General features: G+C 17.0%; 16 protein-coding genes, 3 tRNA genes and 2 pseudogenes. 7 read left to right on the plus strand and 14 right to left on the minus strand.

All coding sequences use genetic code 11. The features are described from left to right. Positions 1-19 precede the first annotated feature (19 nt). Both alaS and AACL00_RS01190 read right to left on the minus strand, forming a co-directional pair. A complete protein-coding gene (gene alaS / locus AACL00_RS01185) occupies positions 20-1315 on the minus strand; it encodes an alanine--tRNA ligase (protein WP_339044865.1) in 1296 nt (431 codons plus the stop codon). Positions 1316-1319: 4 nt separating this feature from the next. Beyond that, complete coding sequence (locus tag AACL00_RS01190; protein ID WP_339044866.1) at positions 1320-1757, minus strand: thioredoxin domain-containing protein; 438 nt, start codon at positions 1755-1757, stop codon at positions 1320-1322. Between the two features lie 58 nt (positions 1758-1815). On the opposite strand from AACL00_RS01190, the gene tsaB reads away from it, so the two are divergent. Continuing rightward, on the plus strand, positions 1816-2469 hold the full coding sequence (tsaB, locus tag AACL00_RS01195; protein ID WP_339044867.1) for a tRNA (adenosine(37)-N6)-threonylcarbamoyltransferase complex dimerization subunit type 1 TsaB: 654 nt from the start codon (positions 1816-1818) through the stop codon (positions 2467-2469). 82 nt (positions 2470-2551) lie between these two features. Here tsaB and AACL00_RS01200 read toward each other — a convergent pair. Together AACL00_RS01200 and AACL00_RS01205 are read right to left on the minus strand one after the other, a co-directional pair. Continuing rightward, positions 2552-2622 (minus strand) — tRNA-Cys (locus tag AACL00_RS01200). A gap of 29 nt (positions 2623-2651) precedes the next feature. Next, positions 2652-2724: transfer RNA gene (locus AACL00_RS01205), tRNA-Gly, on the minus strand. 607 nt (positions 2725-3331) lie between these two features. Here AACL00_RS01205 and AACL00_RS01210 point away from each other — a divergent pair. Next, a pseudogene (locus AACL00_RS01210) lies at positions 3332-4627 on the plus strand (malic enzyme-like NAD(P)-binding protein); the annotation flags it as partial. Here AACL00_RS01210 and AACL00_RS01215 read toward each other — a convergent pair. Then, a complete protein-coding gene (locus AACL00_RS01215; RefSeq protein WP_339044868.1) occupies positions 4627-5298 on the minus strand; it encodes an alpha/beta hydrolase in 672 nt (223 codons plus the stop codon). The pseudogene AACL00_RS01210 and the gene AACL00_RS01215 sit on opposite strands and share 1 nt — an antisense overlap. A gap of 94 nt (positions 5299-5392) precedes the next feature. On the opposite strand from AACL00_RS01215, the gene AACL00_RS01220 reads away from it, so the two are divergent. The 5 genes and pseudogenes from AACL00_RS01220 to fdx all read left to right on the plus strand — a co-directional run bounded on the left by AACL00_RS01220 (position 5393) and on the right by fdx (position 9673). Beyond that, the gene (locus tag AACL00_RS01220) at positions 5393-6637 is read left to right on the plus strand and encodes an IscS subfamily cysteine desulfurase (protein ID WP_339045133.1); all 1245 of its coding nucleotides are present in this window, start codon (positions 5393-5395) and stop codon (positions 6635-6637) included. Between the two features lie 29 nt (positions 6638-6666). Continuing rightward, positions 6667-7038 (plus strand): annotated as a pseudogene (gene iscU / locus AACL00_RS01225) (Fe-S cluster assembly scaffold IscU); the annotation flags it as partial. A 186-nt stretch (positions 7039-7224) separates the two neighbouring features. Then, a complete protein-coding gene (gene hscB, locus AACL00_RS01230; RefSeq protein ID WP_339044869.1) occupies positions 7225-7737 on the plus strand; it encodes a Fe-S protein assembly co-chaperone HscB in 513 nt (170 codons plus the stop codon). Between the two features lie 60 nt (positions 7738-7797). Continuing rightward, positions 7798-9258, plus strand: a complete 1461-nt coding sequence (locus AACL00_RS01235; RefSeq protein ID WP_339045134.1) for an Hsp70 family protein — start codon at positions 7798-7800, stop codon at positions 9256-9258. Between the two features lie 82 nt (positions 9259-9340). Next, positions 9341-9673, plus strand: a complete 333-nt coding sequence (gene fdx, locus AACL00_RS01240; RefSeq protein ID WP_339044870.1) for an ISC system 2Fe-2S type ferredoxin — start codon at positions 9341-9343, stop codon at positions 9671-9673. An 11-nt stretch (positions 9674-9684) separates the two neighbouring features. Here the strand turns inward: fdx and AACL00_RS01245 are convergent, their stop codons facing one another. From AACL00_RS01245 to rpsU, 9 genes are all read right to left on the minus strand, one after another. Next, complete coding sequence (locus tag AACL00_RS01245) at positions 9685-10926, minus strand: cystathionine gamma-synthase family protein (RefSeq protein WP_339045135.1); 1242 nt, start codon at positions 10924-10926, stop codon at positions 9685-9687. 575 nt (positions 10927-11501) lie between these two features. Further along, a complete protein-coding gene (trpA, locus tag AACL00_RS01250; RefSeq protein ID WP_339044871.1) occupies positions 11502-12299 on the minus strand; it encodes a tryptophan synthase subunit alpha in 798 nt (265 codons plus the stop codon). Between the two features lie 23 nt (positions 12300-12322). Then, positions 12323-13558, minus strand: a complete 1236-nt coding sequence (gene trpB / locus AACL00_RS01255) for a tryptophan synthase subunit beta (RefSeq protein ID WP_339044872.1) — start codon at positions 13556-13558, stop codon at positions 12323-12325. A 32-nt stretch (positions 13559-13590) separates the two neighbouring features. Further along, complete coding sequence (locus AACL00_RS01260) at positions 13591-14250, minus strand: phosphoribosylanthranilate isomerase (protein WP_339044873.1); 660 nt, start codon at positions 14248-14250, stop codon at positions 13591-13593. Between the two features lies 1 nt (position 14251). After that, entirely contained in the window at positions 14252-15073 is an 822-nt protein-coding gene (truA, locus tag AACL00_RS01265; protein ID WP_339044874.1) for a tRNA pseudouridine(38-40) synthase TruA, read from the minus strand. A gap of 53 nt (positions 15074-15126) precedes the next feature. Beyond that, positions 15127-15200 (minus strand) — tRNA-Ile (locus AACL00_RS01270). A gap of 9 nt (positions 15201-15209) precedes the next feature. Further along, a complete protein-coding gene (gene rpoD, locus AACL00_RS01275; protein WP_339044875.1) occupies positions 15210-16796 on the minus strand; it encodes an RNA polymerase sigma factor RpoD in 1587 nt (528 codons plus the stop codon). A 91-nt stretch (positions 16797-16887) separates the two neighbouring features. After that, positions 16888-18144 carry a DNA primase gene (gene dnaG / locus AACL00_RS01280; protein WP_339044876.1) on the minus strand — a complete coding sequence of 419 codons (1257 nt, stop codon included), beginning with the start codon at positions 18142-18144 and terminating at the stop codon, positions 16888-16890. Between the two features lie 24 nt (positions 18145-18168). Further along, positions 18169-18381 (minus strand): 30S ribosomal protein S21, encoded by a 213-nt coding sequence (rpsU, locus tag AACL00_RS01285; RefSeq protein WP_339044877.1) that lies wholly within the window; start codon positions 18379-18381, stop codon positions 18169-18171. Positions 18382-18389 lie beyond the last annotated feature (8 nt).

Consider the following 18389-nt stretch of genomic DNA (forward strand, 5'->3'; position numbering starts at 1 on the left):
TTTAATAAATTATTAATTTTTAAAAATTTTTATATTTATTTTTTTGTTTTTTCATTTCATTATTAAATTCTTTTATATTTATTTTAATATTATATATATTACATAGTTCTATAATTAAATTTATATTTAATCCATAAGTATCATGTAAAATAAAAGCAGTTTTTCCAGTAATTATTTTTTCTTTTTTAGTTATTTTTTTAAAAATTTTTAATCCATTTTTAATAGTTTTTTTAAAAAGTATTTCTTCTTTTTTTATTATTTCTTGTATTTTTTTTTTTTTTTTTATAAGTTTAGGATAAGAAAGACTCATTTCTTTTATAATAATAGGAACTAATTTATAAAAAAAAATATTTTTTTTTCCTATTTTATATCCATAAATTATAGCTCTACGAATTATTTTTCTTAATATATAACCATGTCCATTATTATTTGGTAAAATCCCATCCATTATTAAAAATGAAGATGCTCTTAAATGATCAGAAATAATTTTTAATGAAATATTTTTAGTATCTTTAAAATTAATTTTTTTAGCAATATAAATAATTATTTTTTTAAATAAATCTATTTCATAATTATTTTTTACATTTTGTAAAATAGTAGCTAATCTTTCTAATCCCATTCCAGTATCTACACATTTTAATGGTAATTTTTTTAAAATTATTTGATTAGTTTTTTTATTTATTTTTTTATTAAATTCTAAAAATACATTATTCCAAATTTCTATATAATTACTATTATTATTTAATTCATTAATTGTAACTATATTATTATTTTTTTTATATTCATAAAATATTTCTGAACATGGTCCACAAGGACCAGTATTTGCCATTTGCCAAAAATTATCAGAATTATTATTTATTAAAAAAATTTTTTTTTTTGAAATTCCAATTTTATTAGTCCATATTTCATATGATTCTTCATCATTTTTATGAATTGTAATTAATAATTTATCTTCAGATAATTTATAAATTTTAGTTAATAATTCCCAAGACCATTTTAAAGTTTTATATTTAAAATAATCTCCAAAAGACCAATTTCCTAACATTTCAAAAAATGTGTGATGTTTTGAGGTATATCCAACATTTTCTAAATCATTATGTTTTCCTCCTACTCTTATACAACGTTGAATAGAAGTAATTCTTTTATATTTTGGTTTTTCAATACCTAAAAATATATTTTTAAATTGTACCATTCCTGAATTAGCAAACATAATTGTTGGATCATTTTTGGCTACTAAACTAGAAGAAGGAACAAAAGTATGTTTTTTAGATATAAAAAAATCAATAAAAATTTTTTTTATTTTTTCTAATTTCATATTTTTATTTTTTAAAAATAATATTTTTATTTTTAATATAATTATATAAATTATATTGTTTCCAATTATAAATTATGTTATTATTTTTTATAAATTCGTTAAGTTTTTTTTGTGATTTAAATTTAAATTTTTTAATTATATTATATATATTAAAAATATTTGTTTCAAAATTACTAAAAAAAATTATTTTTTTTTTATATTGAATTAATATTTTAGGAAATTTATCTGTTTTAATATTAGTAAAAAAATCATTATTTTCTTCAATATCTATCCAAAAAAAATAATATTTTAAATATTTTTTTGATAATTTATAAAAATTTTTTTGAAATCTTCTACAAATTTCACACCATTCAACACAGAAACAAGAAATAACCCATTTATTTTTTGAAAGTTTTTCATATATTTCTAAATATTTTTTTTTATTAAAAATTTTATAATTCATATTTTTTTTATATATAAAAATATATATATATAAAAATATATAATATATTTTAAAATAAATGTCAATTTTATTAGCAATTGAGACTTCTACTTTATTTTCTTCTATAGCTGTATTAAATAATTCGATATTATTATATACTGAATTTTTTGAAAATTTAGGTAATTTTTCTAAAAAAATTTTATTTATAATACAAAAATTTTTTAAAAAAAATTTTTTAGATTTGTCGTTTATAGATGTTATTGCAATTGGTATTGGTCCAGGATCATTTACTGGTATAAAAATTGCTTTTATAATTGCTCAAAGTTTTTCTTTTAATAAAAATATTCCAATAATTCCAATTGTTACTTTTGAAGCTATGTCACAATTTTGTTTTGATAATTTTAAAAAAAAAAATATTTTATCTATTATTGATGCAAATAATAATAAATTTTATTGGTCTCAATATAAATTTATTAATTATAATTGGGTAGTGGTTATAAATCCTGTTATATCTTCTATATTTGAAATTTTACCTAAAGGAAATGTTTTTTTTTGTGGGGATAAATCTTTTTTTAAAAAAAAAAAAAAATTTTCTAAAATATATTTTATTAAATTTTTAATAGAAGCAAATCCTCATGCTATACAAATTGCTAGATTAGGTTATAAAAAATTTAAAAATAAAGAATATATTTTAAATAAAAATTTTTTTCCAATTTATTTAAAAAATATTTAATTTTTATTTTTTTAAAAAAATATTTAAAATATTAATTTAAAATTAAATAATAAAAAAGATTTTATATTATAAGTAATAATATAGACGAGAGTCGGAATTGAACCGACTTCTAAGGCTTTGCAGGCCCTTGCATAACCATTTTGCTATCTCGTCATTAAATATTTTTAAAAAAATAATAAAAAAGCGGGAGAAGAGTTTCGAACTCTCGACCTATACCTTGGCAAGGTATTGCTCTACCAACTGAGCTACTCCCGCATTTTAACAAAATATTATAATATATATTTTATATTTTATTTAAAATTATTAAAAAAATAATTTTTATATAATTTATATAATTAAATATAATAAATTATTATTTATTTTTTAATTTAAATAATTTAATATTTATTTTTTAAATTTTTATAAAATTTAATTTATTAAAATTATTTAAAAAAATATAATTTTAATATATTAATAAAAATTATATTTTAATTTTTAAAATTTTAATTAATTTATTAAATATATTTATTATTAAATTTTTAATATTTATTAATTTTAAATTTATTTTTAATATAAATTTATATAAATTATTTTTAATAAGATTAAAGTTTTTTAAAATATTAATATTTATATTTTTAAAAAATTTTTTATTAATATTATTATTTATTAATTTATAATTATATTATATATAATATAATTATTAAAAATATTTTTAAATATTTATAAAATAATATATAATTATTTTTAAAATAATTTAATAATTTATTGTTAATTTAATATATTAAAATATATAAAAAATTTTTTATTTAAATTATATTATATTATAATATAATAAATTATTTTTTAAAAATTTTGATATATAAAATAAAAATTATAATAAAACATTAATAATATGAAAATTAAAAAAAAAGATTTTAAAAAATATTCTTTAAAATATCATAAAAACCCTTTACCTGGAAAAATTTGTGTTAAATCTACTAAAATAGTTAATAATCATTTTAATTTATCTCTTGCATATTCTCCAGGTGTTGCTTTTCCTTGTGAAGAAATTGTAATTAATCCTCAAAATGTTTTTAAATATACTTCAAAAGGTAATTTAGTAGGTGTAATAAGTAATGGTAGTGCCGTTTTAGGTTTAGGCAATATAGGAGCATTAGCATCAAAACCTGTGATGGAAGGAAAAAGTATTTTATTTAAAAAATTTGCTGGTATTAATTCCTTTGATATAGAAATAAATGAAAATAATCCTGATAAATTATGTGATATTATTACATCATTAGAACCTACTTTTGGTGCTATTAATTTAGAAGATATTAAATCTCCTGAATGTTTTTATATAGAAAAAAAATTACGTAAAGATATGAAAATCCCTGTTTTTCATGATGATCAACATGGTACTGCTATTGTAGTTGCAGCTGCTTTATTAAATGGATTAAAAATTGTTAATAAAAATATTAAAAATGTAAAATTAGTTGTTTCTGGTGCTGGTGCTGCTTCTTTAGCTTGTTTAGATTTAATTATAGATTTAGGTTTTCCAATAGAAAATATTTTTGTTACTGATTTAACTGGAGTTATATATAAAGGTCGTTCAGATTTAAAAAATACTGAAAAATTTCGTTTTGCTAAAAAAACTAAAGCTAGAACTTTATTAGAAATAATTAAAGGAGCTGATATTTTTTTAGGTTTATCAGTGGGAGGAATTTTAACAAAAGAAATGGTACAAATTATGTCTAAAAATCCTTTAATATTTGCTTTAGCAAATCCTATACCTGAAATTTTTCCAGAAGATGTTAAATTAATACGAAATGATGCTATTATTGCTACTGGTCGTTCTGATTATCCAAATCAAGTTAATAATGCTTTATGTTTTCCATATATTTTTAGAGGCGCTTTAGATTCTTGTGCTACTACAATAACTAGAAAAATGGAAATAGCAGCTGTATATGCTATTGCAGAATTAGTACATTCTAATGAATATAATGAAAATTTATTTAAAATATATGGTAAAATTCCAGAATTTAGTTCTGAATATTTTATTCCTAAAGCTTTTGATACTCGTTTATTGTTTAAAGTTGCTCCAGCTGTTGCTATAGCCGCTAATAAATCAGGTGTAGCAAAAAAACCTATTTTAAATATAGATAATTATATAAAAAAAATATATAAAATTATTTATAATAATTAATTATTTGTTAAAATTTTTTTATTTATCCAAAAATCTACATCGGAAATTTCTTTTTTACAAATTTCATGTTTTATTTTATATAAATTACATTTAAAATTATATTTATTTTTTTTAAAAAAATTTTTTAATTTTATAATATTTTTAACATTTATAATATTATCATATATACCATGTGCAATAAATATTGGTGTATTTAAACTATTTATAATTTTTTTTTTTTTAATATTTTTTTTAAAAGGTAAATACCCTGATAAAGATATTAAACCTGCTAATTGTTTAGAATATTTTAAGCCTGTTTGTAATGCTATTACTGCTCCTTGTGAAAATCCTAATAAAAAAATATTTTTTGTTAAAATACCTCTATTAATTTCTTTATTTATAATTTTTTCAATTTTTTTTTGAGATTTTTTTATTCCTTTTTTATCTTCTATTTTTTTTTTTTTACAATATACGTTGTACCATGCATTCATAATAATATTATTATTAGCAGAAATAGAAATTTTAGGTGATTGTGGAAAAATAAAACGAATATTTATATTTTTATAAATTTTAGTATTTTTTATTATTGGTAAAAAATTTGTTTTATCACCTCCTAAATCATGTAAACAAATTATTGTTATTTTTATATTTTTAGAATTATTTATTTCTAGTATATTTGTATATTTCATTTTTAAAAAATTTTTTTTAAAAAATAAATTTTTATTTGTTATAATTAATAACAAATATGTATTTTATATATTTATAATATTTTTAAAAGTGAATATTTTAATTAAAAATTATTTAAATAATAAATTATTTTTAAAAAAAAATCCAATTTATTTAGATTATTTTTCAACAACTCCTATAGATCCTCGTGTAATTAAAAAAATGATTTTTTTTTTAAATAATAATTTTGGTAATTCTTCTTCTCGTAGTCATATATATGGTTGGGATGTAGAAAAAAATATAGAAAATGCTAGAAAGGAAGTTGCTAAATTATTAAAAGTTAGTTCTCAAGAAATTATTTGGACTTCTGGAGCAACAGAAAGTAATAATTTAGCAATTAAAGGAGTTGCTGGATTTTATAAATTTAAAGGAAATCATTTAATAACAGTTAAAACTGAACATAAATCTGTTTTAGATACATTTCGTAATTTAGAACGTTGTGGTTTTATAGTAACTTATATTAAACCTAAAAAAAATGGATTAATTGATATTCAAGATATTATATCTAATATAAAAAATAATACAATTTTAATTTCAGTAATGTTAGTAAATAATGAAATAGGAGTTATACAACCTATTGAAGAAATAGGAAAAATTTGTAGAGAAAAAGGTATTATTTTTCATTGTGATGCTGCACAAGCAATAGGAAAAATTAATTTAAATGTTTCAAAAATGAATGTTGATTTAATGAGTTTATCAGCACATAAAGTTTATGGTCCTAAGGGTATAGGTGCTTTATATATTTCTAAAAATCCTAGAATAAGACTTGAAGCACAAATTCATGGTGGTGGTCAAGAACGTGGCTTAAGATCAGGTACTTTAGCGACACATCAAATTGTTGGTATGGGAGAGGCATTTCGTATTACTAGATTAGAAATGGAAAAAGAATTAATTCGTATAAAATATATGTTTAATAAATTAAAATCAAATCTTGAATGTATTGAAGAATCTTATATAAATGGTGATTTAAAATTTCGTGTTCCTCATAATTTAAATATTAGTTTTAATTATATAGAGGGTGAATCATTAATAATGTCAGTAAAAGAAATAGCAATTTCTTCAGGATCTGCTTGTACTTCTTCTAGTTTAGAACCTTCTTATGTTTTAAAATCTTTAGGTATTAGTGATGAATTAGCACATAGTTCTATTAGATTAACAATAGGGCGTTTTACTACTGAAGAAGAAATAGATTTTGCGATTTTTTTAATTAAAAAAAATGTTAAAAAATTAAGAAAAATTTCCCCGTTATGGGAAATGTATAAAGAAGGTATAAATTTAAATACAATTAAATGGAAAATTTAATTTAAAAACATATTTTAAAAAAAAAAAAAATGTCATATTCAAAAAAAGTTTTAGATCATTACGAAAACCCTCGTAATGTTGGGAGTTTTAAAAAAGATTTTAAAAATATTGGTACTGGTATGGTTGGTGCTCCATCTTGTGGTGATGTTATGAAATTACAAATTAAAGTTAATTCTAAAGGTATTATAGAAGATGCTAAATTTAAAACTTATGGTTGTGGTTCAGCAATTGCTTCTTCTTCATTAATTACAGAATGGATTAAAGGTAAAACATTAGATGAAGCATTATTAATAAAAAATTCAGAAATAGTTGAAGAACTTTCTTTACCTCCAGTTAAAATACATTGTTCAATCTTAGCAGAAGATGCAATAAGAGCTGCAATAAAAGATTATAAATTAAGAAAATTAAAAAATAGTAGTAAAAATAAAATAAGAACTAGAACTAGAACTAGAATAAAAACAAAAACAAAAACAAAAACAAAAACAAAAACAAAAACAAAAACAAAAGCTAAAAAAATTAAATAAAATTTAAAATAAATAAATTAATTTAATTAATATTTTTATATATAAATATATATTTTTATATATATGAAAAATTATTTTTTTTTATTTAATTTACCTATTATTTTTAATATTAATTTATTAATTTTAGAAAAAAAATATATTCAATTACAAAATGAAAATCATCCTGATAGATTTATTTTTTTAAATAAAAAAAAAAAAAAAAAAAAAATAGAATTTTCTTCCTTTATTAATAAAGCTTATTTAAATTTAAAAAATCCTTTAAAAAGATCAATATATTTGTGTAAATTAATGAATTATAATTTATTTATTAATAAAAATATTTTTTTTTCTAAAGAATTTTTATTAAAACAATTAAAATTAAGAAAATATTTAGAATATATAAAATATAATAATAAAAAAAAAAAATTAAATAAATTTGAAATTAATATTTATAAAAAAAAAAAAATTATTATAAATTTAATAAATATTCAATTTATTAAGAAAAATTTAAAAAATTTAAAAGAATTAATATATAATTTAATATTTTTAGAAAAAATTATTAAAAATATAAATAATATTTTTTTTGAAATTAAATAAATATTTTTTTAAATTAAAAAAATAATAAATATTATTAATAAAAATGATTTAGTATTAGGAATAGATTTTGGTACTACTAATTCTTTAGTAACAATTATTATAGATGGTATACCTAAAACTATAAAATATAATAAAAAATATGATTTATTACCATCTAATATACAGTTTTTAACTAAAAAAAAAATTTTAATTGGAAATAAAATTGATAAATTAAAATTTATTAAAAATAAAAATATAATTTTTTCTATTAAACGTTTTATAGGACGAGATTTAAAAGAAATTTCATTTTTAAAAAATATATCTTATAATATAAAAGAATTATTTGGAATTTTATATATAAATACTTCTTTTGGTTTTAAGAGTGTTGTAGAAATTTCTTCTAAAATATTTTTTGCTTTATTAAAAATTGTTAAAAAAAAATTAAATATTAATGTAAATATAGCGGTTATTACAGTTCCCGCATATTTTAATGAATTACAAAGAAAATCTATAAAATATGCTGCAAATTTAGCAAATATAAAAGTTTTACGTTTATTAAATGAACCTACATCTGCAGCTATTGCTTATGGATTAAATAATTTTTCTTTTGGAAAATTTTTAATTTATGATTTAGGAGGTGGTACTTTTGATGTTTCTATTTTAGAAATTAAAAAAAATATTTTTAAAGTTTTAGCTGTAGGTGGTGATCCTTTTTTAGGTGGTGATGATTTTGATAATATTTTATTTAATTGGATTTTAAAAAAATTAGATTTTTTTTTTTTATCTGAAAATGATTTATATAAATTAAGATTAAAATCTCGTAAATTTAAAGAAATTCTTTCTTTTAAAAAATATTTAAAAATTAAATTAATTTTAAATTTTAATAAAAAAATTTTTTTATTTTTAACATTAAAAAAATTTATTAATTTAATTAAAATATTAATTAAAAAAACTATTAATATTATTTATAAAATTTTAAGGGAATCTAATATTCATATAAATGAAATTACTAAAGTAATTTTAGTTGGTGGTGTTACTCGTATTCCTTATTTAAGAAAATCTATTAATAAATTGTTTAATAATAAAGTTTTATTTAATATTGATCCAGATAGAGTTGTTTCTATAGGTGCAGCTATTCAAGGAAATTTATTAATTAATAATACTATTTTAAATTTAAAAAAAATATTATTATTAGATGTAATACCTTTTTCGTTAGGTATTGAAACTATTAATGGAATAGTTGAAAAAATTATAAATAAAAATTCTATAATTCCTTGTTTTTATAGTCAATATTTTACTACCTTAAAAAATAATCAAACAAAAATTTTATTAAATATTTTACAAGGAGAAGATAAATTAGTTATTAATTGTAAATCTATAGCAAAATTTGAAATAAGTGGAATATCTCCTATGAAAGCTGGAAATATTCGTGTATTAATAATTTTTAAAATTGATATTGATGGTTTATTAAAAATTTCTGCTAAAGAATTTTTTTTAAAAAAAAAAAAAAAATTATTTATTAAATGTTTATTTAAAAAATAAATATAAATAATTTTATTTTATAAAAATATATAAATAATATATATTTTTTATTATATAAAAATTTTATTAATTTTTTTTAAAAATGTCAAAAATTATAATTTTACCACATATTTATTATTGCCCTAATGGTTTTATTATTAAAAATTTTAATTTTGGTGAAAGTTTGTGTAATATTTTATTAAAAAATAAAATATATATTGAACATTCTTGTGGGAAAGTTTGCGCTTGTACAACTTGTCATGTTATAGTTTGTAAAGGATTTAATCTTTTAAATAAACCATCTTTAAAAGAAGAAAATTTATTAGATATAGCATGGGGTTTAGAAGCTAATTCTAGACTTTCTTGTCAAGTAATTTTAAAAAAACAAAATTTAATTATAAAAATACCTCAATATACTATAAATTATTGTAAATAAATATTTATATTTTAAAAATTTAAAGCTTTTTTAAAATCATATAATATATCTTTAATGTTTTCAATACCTACTGATACTCTTATTAGAGATTCTGAAATACCCATTTTTTTTCTTTTTTTTTTTCCCATTTCAAAATAAATAGTATGTGCTACTGGAATTACTAAAGTTCTATTATCTCCTAAATTACTAGCAATTATAGCTATTTTTAATTTATTTAAATATTCAAAACATTTAATATTTTTATTTAATTCAAAACTTAAAATATTTCCAAAATATTTAAATTTTTTTTTTGCTAATTTATGTTGAGGGTGTGTTGATAAACCAGGATAAAAAACTTTTGAAATATTTTTTTCATTATTTAGCATATTTGCTAATGATAATGCATTTTTACAAGCTTTTTTTTGTCTTAAAGAAATTGTTTCTGCTCCAATTGAAATATTATAGGCTGATTCTGGACTTAAAGAGGCACCAAAATCACGTAATGCTTTTGATCGGATTTGAATAATACCCCATTTACTATAATGATATTTTTTATATATATTTAAAATATTAGAAAATTTTTTCCAATTGTAAATCCCAGTATCAGTTAGAGAGCCTCCTAATGTATTACCATGACCACATATTGATTTAGTTAATGAATTTATAATTAAACTTGCTTTAACGGTTTTAGGTTGAAATAAATATGGAGATGTTATAGTATTATCAACTATATATAAAATATTTTTTTTTTCACATAATTTTCCAATATTTTTTAAATCTGCTATTTGTGTTCTAGGATTTGCTATTGTTTCTACAAAAATTATTTTAGTTCTTGAAGTAATTTTTTTTTTTATATTTTTTATATCTGTAGCATCTACCATATCTATTTTAATACCTTGTAAATTAATTGTATTAAACATACTATTAGTATTACCGAATAAAAAAAATGAAGAAATAATATGATCGTTTTTAATTAATAATCCTTGGATAATAGCTGCTATTGCTGCCATACCTGTTGAAAAACATATAGTATATTTGCCGTTTTCCATTAATGTTATTTTTTTTTCTAATGCTGATACTGTAGGATTTCCTTGTCTACCATATCTATATCCATTTTGTTTTCCTTGAAAAACTTCTGCAATATGTTTAGCATTTTTATATTTAAAAGCTACATTATTATATATAGGTTTATGTATTGAACCATGTTCAATATATTTTTTTTTATTATAATGTAAAATTTTAGTAGTAAATCCTAAATTTTTTTTATTCATAATATTTAAATTTAATAAATAAAATTATTTATATTTTATTTTATTTAAAATATTTGAAATAATAAAAAAAAAGATTTATAATATTATATATTTTTTGAATTTTTTAATTGTTTATTTATTAAAATGAGGGTTTAAAAATAAAATTTTATATATATTTTTCATATTATATTTTTTTGTTTATATTTAATAATATTATAAATATTTTATTTTTTTTAAAAAAAATAATTTTATTAAAATAATATATATATTATTTTTTTTTATTAATATTTTATTTATTATATTTTTTTTAAATATATTAAATAATATAATATTTATAATGTTATAAATTTTTAAAAAAATAATAAAATATTTTTTTAAATATTTTTAAAAACATTAAAAATATATTTTTATTGAAATATATAATTTTAATATATAATTTTATTTTTAATTAATATTAATTATTAAAATAAAAAAAATAAATTTATATTATTTATTTTAATAATTAAAATTATTAAAAATTTATATTTATATTTTTATTTTTTATATTAAATAATTAATTATTTAAAAATTTATTTTTTTATATAAAATTATAATTTTTATTATTTATCTAAAGTATAACGTATATTTTTTATTAATTTTTTAATATCATTAAAAATATTTTCTTTTGAAGATTTTTTTATTTTTTTTATAATTTTACTTCCTATTATAATTCCATCTGCTATATTTTTTATTTTTTCAATTATTTTTAAAGAATTAATCCCAAAACCTATATTTATTGGCAATTTAGTATAATTTTTTATTATATTAATTTTTTTTTGTAAATTATTAATTTCTATATTTTTTGATCCAGTAACTCCTTTTAAAGAAACATAATAAATAAATCCACTATTAATTTTAGAAATTTTTTCTATTCTTTTTTTATTTGTAGTAGGAGATATTAAAAAAATTTGATCAATTTTTTTATTTTTCATTTTTTTGGTAAATTTTTTACATTCTTCAGGAGGATAATCAACTATTATTATTCCATCTATATCTGAAATTTTTGCTTGATAAATAAAATTATTTATTCCTAATTTTTCTATTGAATTAGCATATCCCATTAAAATTATTGGTGTAATTTTATTAAATTTTCTAAAATTATATATATTTTTTAATATATTTTTTAGATTTGTTTTAAATTTTAATGATCTTTTATGAGATTTTTGTATTGTTTTTCCTTCTGCCATAGGATCAGAAAAAGGTATTCCAATTTCAATAATATTAGCACCATATTTAACTAATGTATTCATTAATTTTAATGTATATTTAGGTGCGGGGTCGTTAGCTGTAATAAAAGTTATTAATGCTTTTTTTTTTAATAATGCTAATTTAGAAAATGTTTCTTTAATTCTAGACATATTTATTATAAAATATATAAATATTATAAATTTTTATTTATATTTTTTATTGTATGCATATCTTTATCACCTCTTCCAGATAAATTAATTAGAATATTTTTTTTTTTTGTTAAAATAGAAGAAATTTTTAAAGCATATGCTAAAGCATGACTAGATTCTAAAGCAGGAATAATTCCTTCAATATTACAACAATCATAAAAAGCAGATAAAGCTTCATTATCAGTAATATTTTTATATTTAATTCTACCTATATCTTTTAAAAAAGAATGTTCTGGTCCTACACCAGGGTAATCTAAACCTGCGGATATAGAATGTGTCTTTAAAATTTGTCCGTATTTATCTTGTAATAAATATGTTCTATTACCATGTAATATTCCAGAAGATCCCATCAATAAAGAAGCAGCATGTTTATTAGTTTTTAATCCTTTACCAGCTGCTTCAATTCCTAAAAGTTTAATTTTTTTATAATTAATATATGGATAAAAAATTCCTATAGCATTAGAACCACCACCAATTGCTGCTATTATGTAATCTGGTTGTTTTTTTAAAATTTTATGCATTTGTTTTATGCATTCCTTACCGATAATTGATTGAAAATTTCTAACAATTGTAGGATATGGATGAGGACCAGCAACAGTTCCTATTACATAAAATGTTGTTTCAATATTTGTTGTCCAATCTCGTATAGCTTCATTTAAAGCATCTTTTAATGTTTTAGAACCTGAATTAACAGGAATTACAGTAGCTCCTAAAAGATTTATTTTATAAACGTTTTGTAATTGTCTTTTAATATCTTTACTTCCCATATATATATTACAATCCATCCCAAATTTTGCAGCAACAGTAGCTACTGCTACACCATGTTGTCCTGCACCACTTTCAGCGATTATTCTTTTTTTATTCATTTTTTTTGCTAAAATAATTTGTCCTATAACATTGTTAATTTTGTGCGAACCTGTATGATTTAAATCTTCTCTTTTTAAAAAAATCTTTGCTCCTCCAATAATTTTAGATAAATTTTTAGCATAATAAATTGGAGTTGGTCTACCAATAAAATTTTTTAATTCATTATTAATTTTATTTATAAAATTTTTATTATTTTTATTTTTAATATATATTTTTTGTAATTTTTGTAATGCTAAAATTAATGTTTCTGAAATAAATTTTCCTCCATATTTTCCAAAATAACCTTTTTTATTTGGTAAATTATAAATATTTTTATTTATTTTTTTAAAAAAAATATTATTTAAAATTTTCATTTTTTAATTATTTATTAAAAATAAATATTTATTTATTTAAAATTAATTAAATTTATTTTTTTAATTAATAATTTTATTTTTTTTATATCTTTAATACCTTTTTTTTTTTCAACGCCACTACTTATATCTATTGCATATGGTTTAATTTTTTTTATTGCTTTAGAAATATTATTAATATTTATCCCTCCACTTAAAATAATTTTTGATTTTATTTCATTAGGAATAATATCCCAATTAAATGTTTTCCCACTTCCTCCATAATTTTTATTAAATGTATCTAATAATAAACCTTTAAAAAAAATACTTGAATTAGTAAATTTTTTTTCATAATTTAATAATTCTATACTTGTTGTATTTTTTTTAATTCTTATTGCTTTTATAAAAGGTAATTTTGTTAAAAATGCTATTTTTGAACATTCTTCAGGAGTTTCATCGCCATGAAATTGTAATAATGATAATTGAACATATTTTAAAACATATTTAATATTTTCTAAATTTTGATTTACAAATAAACCTACTTTTATAGTAAATGGAGATACATATTTTATTAAATTAGAAGCTTTTATAGGATTTATATACCTTGGGCTTTGTTTAAAAAATACAAATCCCATAGCATTTATCCCAAATAATGAAATATTTTTAATATCTTTTAATTTTGTTAAACCACAAATTTTGATTTTTGTTTTATACATTTTATTGTACTAAAAATTTATATATATTTAAAAAAAAATTTATATTTTTTTTTTTAGGAAGATTCCAAATATTTGAATAATTAATTTTTGTTAAATATAATCCATATGGCATAAATGTAAAAATATTATATTTTTTTTTTTTTTTTAATATTTTATATACATCTATTGGTTTATATAAACCATTTCCTACATTTATTAGTAATCCTATTATATTTCTAACCATATGATATAAAAATGAATTTGCATTAATAATAAATATTATTATTTTTTTATATTTATATATTTTAATATATTTTATATTTTTAATTGAAGTTTTTGATTGACATTTTGAAGATTTAAGATTTGAAAAATCATGTAATCCTATTAAATATTTAGCGCCATTATTCATTAAATTTATATTAAGTTTTTTATGAGTCCAACCAACTTTTCCATATAAAAATGGTGATTTTAAAATATTATTATACAATATATATTGATATATTCTAGAAATTGCACTAAATCTAGAATGAAAATTTTTTTCTTTTATATTATTAATTTTAAATTTATGAACCCAATTTATAACAATTGTAGGTGGTAAAAAATGATTTATTCCGTATAACCAAAGTATTTTACTTTTTTTAATATTAGTGTCAAAATGAGCAATTTGTTCTAATGCGTGAACGCCTGTATCTGTTCTGCTAGAACAAATAACATTTATTTTTATTAATATTAATTTTTTAATAGCTTCTTCTAATTTATCTTGTATAGTTAATTTATGTTTTTGTTTTTGCCATCCATGCCATAAATTTCCATCATATTGAATACTTAAAACTATTCTTATCATTTTTTAATAAATTTATTTTTATTTTTTAAAAAAAATTAAATTTATATTTTTTATGGGCCCAGAGGGATTTGAACCCCCCACCGAACGATTATGAGTCGTTTGCTCTAACCAACTGAGCTATAGGCCCATTTAATTTTTAAGATTTTAAAAATTTTGATGATTCTTTTAATTTACGTAATGCTTTAGCTTCTATTTGTCTAATTCTTTCTCTAGTAACGTTAAAATATTTCCCAACTTCTTCTAATGTATAATCTATATCTGAATTTATACCAAATCTCATTTTTATTATTTTTGATTCTCTTTTTGTTAATCCTTTTAAAATTTCTTTTATAGAATTTTTCATAGAAGAATTAAAAGCAGCTTCTGAAGGTGTTATTATATTAGTATCTTCAATAAAATCTCCTAAATATGAATCATTATTATCACCTATAGGTGTTTCCATAGAAATAGGTTCTTTAGCTATTTTCATAATTTTTTTTATTTTTTTTTTAGAAATTCCTATTTTTTTTGATAATGTTAAAATATCTGGTTCAAAACCAGTTTTTTGTAATATTTGTCTAGAAATTTTATTTATTTTATTAATTGTTTCTATCATATGTACGGGAATTCTAATGGTTTTTGCTTGATCAGCAATAGATCTAGTAATTGCTTGACGTATCCACCATGTTGAATATGTTGAAAATTTATATCCTTTTTGATATTCAAATTTATCTACAGCTTTTATTAGTCCTATATTTCCTTCTTGAATTAAATCTAAAAAATTTAAACCTCTATTAATATATTTTTTTGATATAGAAATTACTAATCTTAAATTTGCTTCTATCATTTTTTTTTTTTCTTTATTAATTTTTTTTTTTGCTTTAAGTATAATTTTGAAAATTTTTTTAATTTTTAAAATTGGTAAAGACCATTTTTTTTCTATATCTAATATTTTTTTTTCTAAATTTTGAATTTTAAAAAAATTTTTTTTTAATATTTTTTTTTTTTTTAAAAAAAGATAAAAATTTTTATCTATCCAAATATAATTTGTTTTATATTTATATAAATTATTTTTATATACTTTATAATCTATATTACATTTTTTTACTATTATTTTAAAAAATTTTTTTTCTATTTTTTTTATTAAATTTATTGTTAATTTTATTTTTTTATAAAATTCACTCATAATTTTAGGAGTAAAAATAAAATTTGAAAATTTTTTTGAAATTTTATTTTGTAATTTAATAAAAAAAATAGGTTTATTTTTATAAATTTTTTTTAATATTTTTAATATTTTTTTTTTTTTTAAAATTAAAAGATATTTTATAGATAATTTTTTTTTAAATTTAATAATTTTATTAAATAATAAAGTAGATTTTTTAAAATTATTTTTTTTAAAAGATATTCTTTCTTTTTTATTTTTATTAAATCCTTCAATTATTTTATTTATTAAAATTTTATTATTTATAATTTTTTTAAAATATTTTAAAGTTTTTGAAATTATATTTAAACAAACAAAATAAAAATATCTTATTTTTTTTAATCCCTTTTCTATTTTTTTAAAAATTTTTTTTTCTGCTTCTTTAGTTAATAATTTTATATCCCCCATTTCCTTCATATATACTTTCATTAAATTATTTATCTTATTTTCATCTAAAATAATATTATTTTTTAAAATATTATTGATATTATTTTTGTTTTTTAAAATTTTTTTATTATTATTTTTGTTTTTAGATACATTCATATTTAGAATAATTTTTAAAATTTTTATATTTTTTTATTTAAATTTTTTCTTATATTTAAAATTATTAATTTTTTATATAAATTAAAATTAATCAAAAATTTATATTTTTTAAAGATAAAATATTTTTAATAAATTTAATAATTTGTATTTTTAATAAAGATCCCTGCATTTTTCTTAAAATTTCTTTTGCTTTTAATTTAATTTTTATACAATCTTGAAAATTATTAATATTATTATTACCAATAATTATATTTATTAAAAATTTAGAAAAAGGTATAGAGTTTTTAATTAAAATTTTAAATTTTTCACTTCCAAATTTTTTTATAAAAGTATCTGGATCATAACCATTAGGAAGAAAAATAAATTTTATTATTTTTTTATCTATTTTAATTTTTAAACATACTTTTAAAGTATTAATTGTAGCTAATTTTCCAGCTTCATCGCCATCAAAACAAAAAATTATATTTTTTGTTTGTTGTAATAATTTTTTTATATGTATTAATGTACATGTTGAACCTAAAACTGCTACAGTATTTTTAAAACCAGATTGGTATAATGTTAATACATCTATATAACCTTCAGTTACTAAAACATAATTTTTTTTTTGAATTTTTTTTTTTACTTCATATAAACCATATAGTATATTTTTTTTTTCGAAAATTTCTGTTTTTGGAGAATTTAAATATTTAATTTTATCATTTTTAATAGTTCTACCACCAAAACCAATAGTTTGACCATGAATATTTTTTATTGGAAATATTATTCTACCTCTAAATCTATCATAATAATAATTATTAATATTATTTTTAATTATTAAAGTAGAATCTAAAAAATTTAAAAATTTATATTTTAAAAATTCTTTATATAATAAATTCCATTTATTTTTTGCATATCCTATATTAAATTTTTTTATTATTTTATAAGAAATTTTTCTATTTTTTAAATAAATTAAAGCATTTTTTGATAAAAATAATTGTTTCATAAAAAAATGTTTAGCAATATTTATTAAATTAAGAATTTCAATTTTATTTATTTTTTTTTTTTTTATTATTCGTGGTTTTTTATAAATTATCGATTGTTTATTTTTTGATAAAATTTTTATAGCTTCTAAAAAATTAATTTTTAAAAAATTAGTTAAAAAATTGATTACATTTCCAGATGTTTTACAACCAAAACAATAATAAAATTGTTTTTCTTGATTTACAGTAAAACTAGGATTTTTTTCATTATGAAATGGACATAAAGCAATATAATTAGAACCTTTATTTTTTAATGTAATATAATTATTTATTATTTCAATAATATTTATACTATTTAATATTTCTTTTATATTTTTTTTATTTATCATAAATTTTTATTTAATAATTAGATATTAATATAATTTTTTAGGTAGTCTTTGACTTTTAATTCTTTTATAATTACGTTTTTTTGCTAAAATTAATTTACGTTTTTTTTTAGCTGTTGGTTTTTCATAAAATTCTTTTAATTTTAATCTTATTAATAATCCATTTTTTTCAATATTTCTTTTAAATCTTCTTAAAGCTACTTCAAAAGGTTCGTTTTCTTTTAAAATAATAAAAGTCATAAATATTT

It is taken from the genome of Candidatus Zinderia endosymbiont of Aphrophora alni, from assembly GCF_964019745.1.
Classification (GTDB): Bacteria; Pseudomonadota; Gammaproteobacteria; order Burkholderiales; family Burkholderiaceae.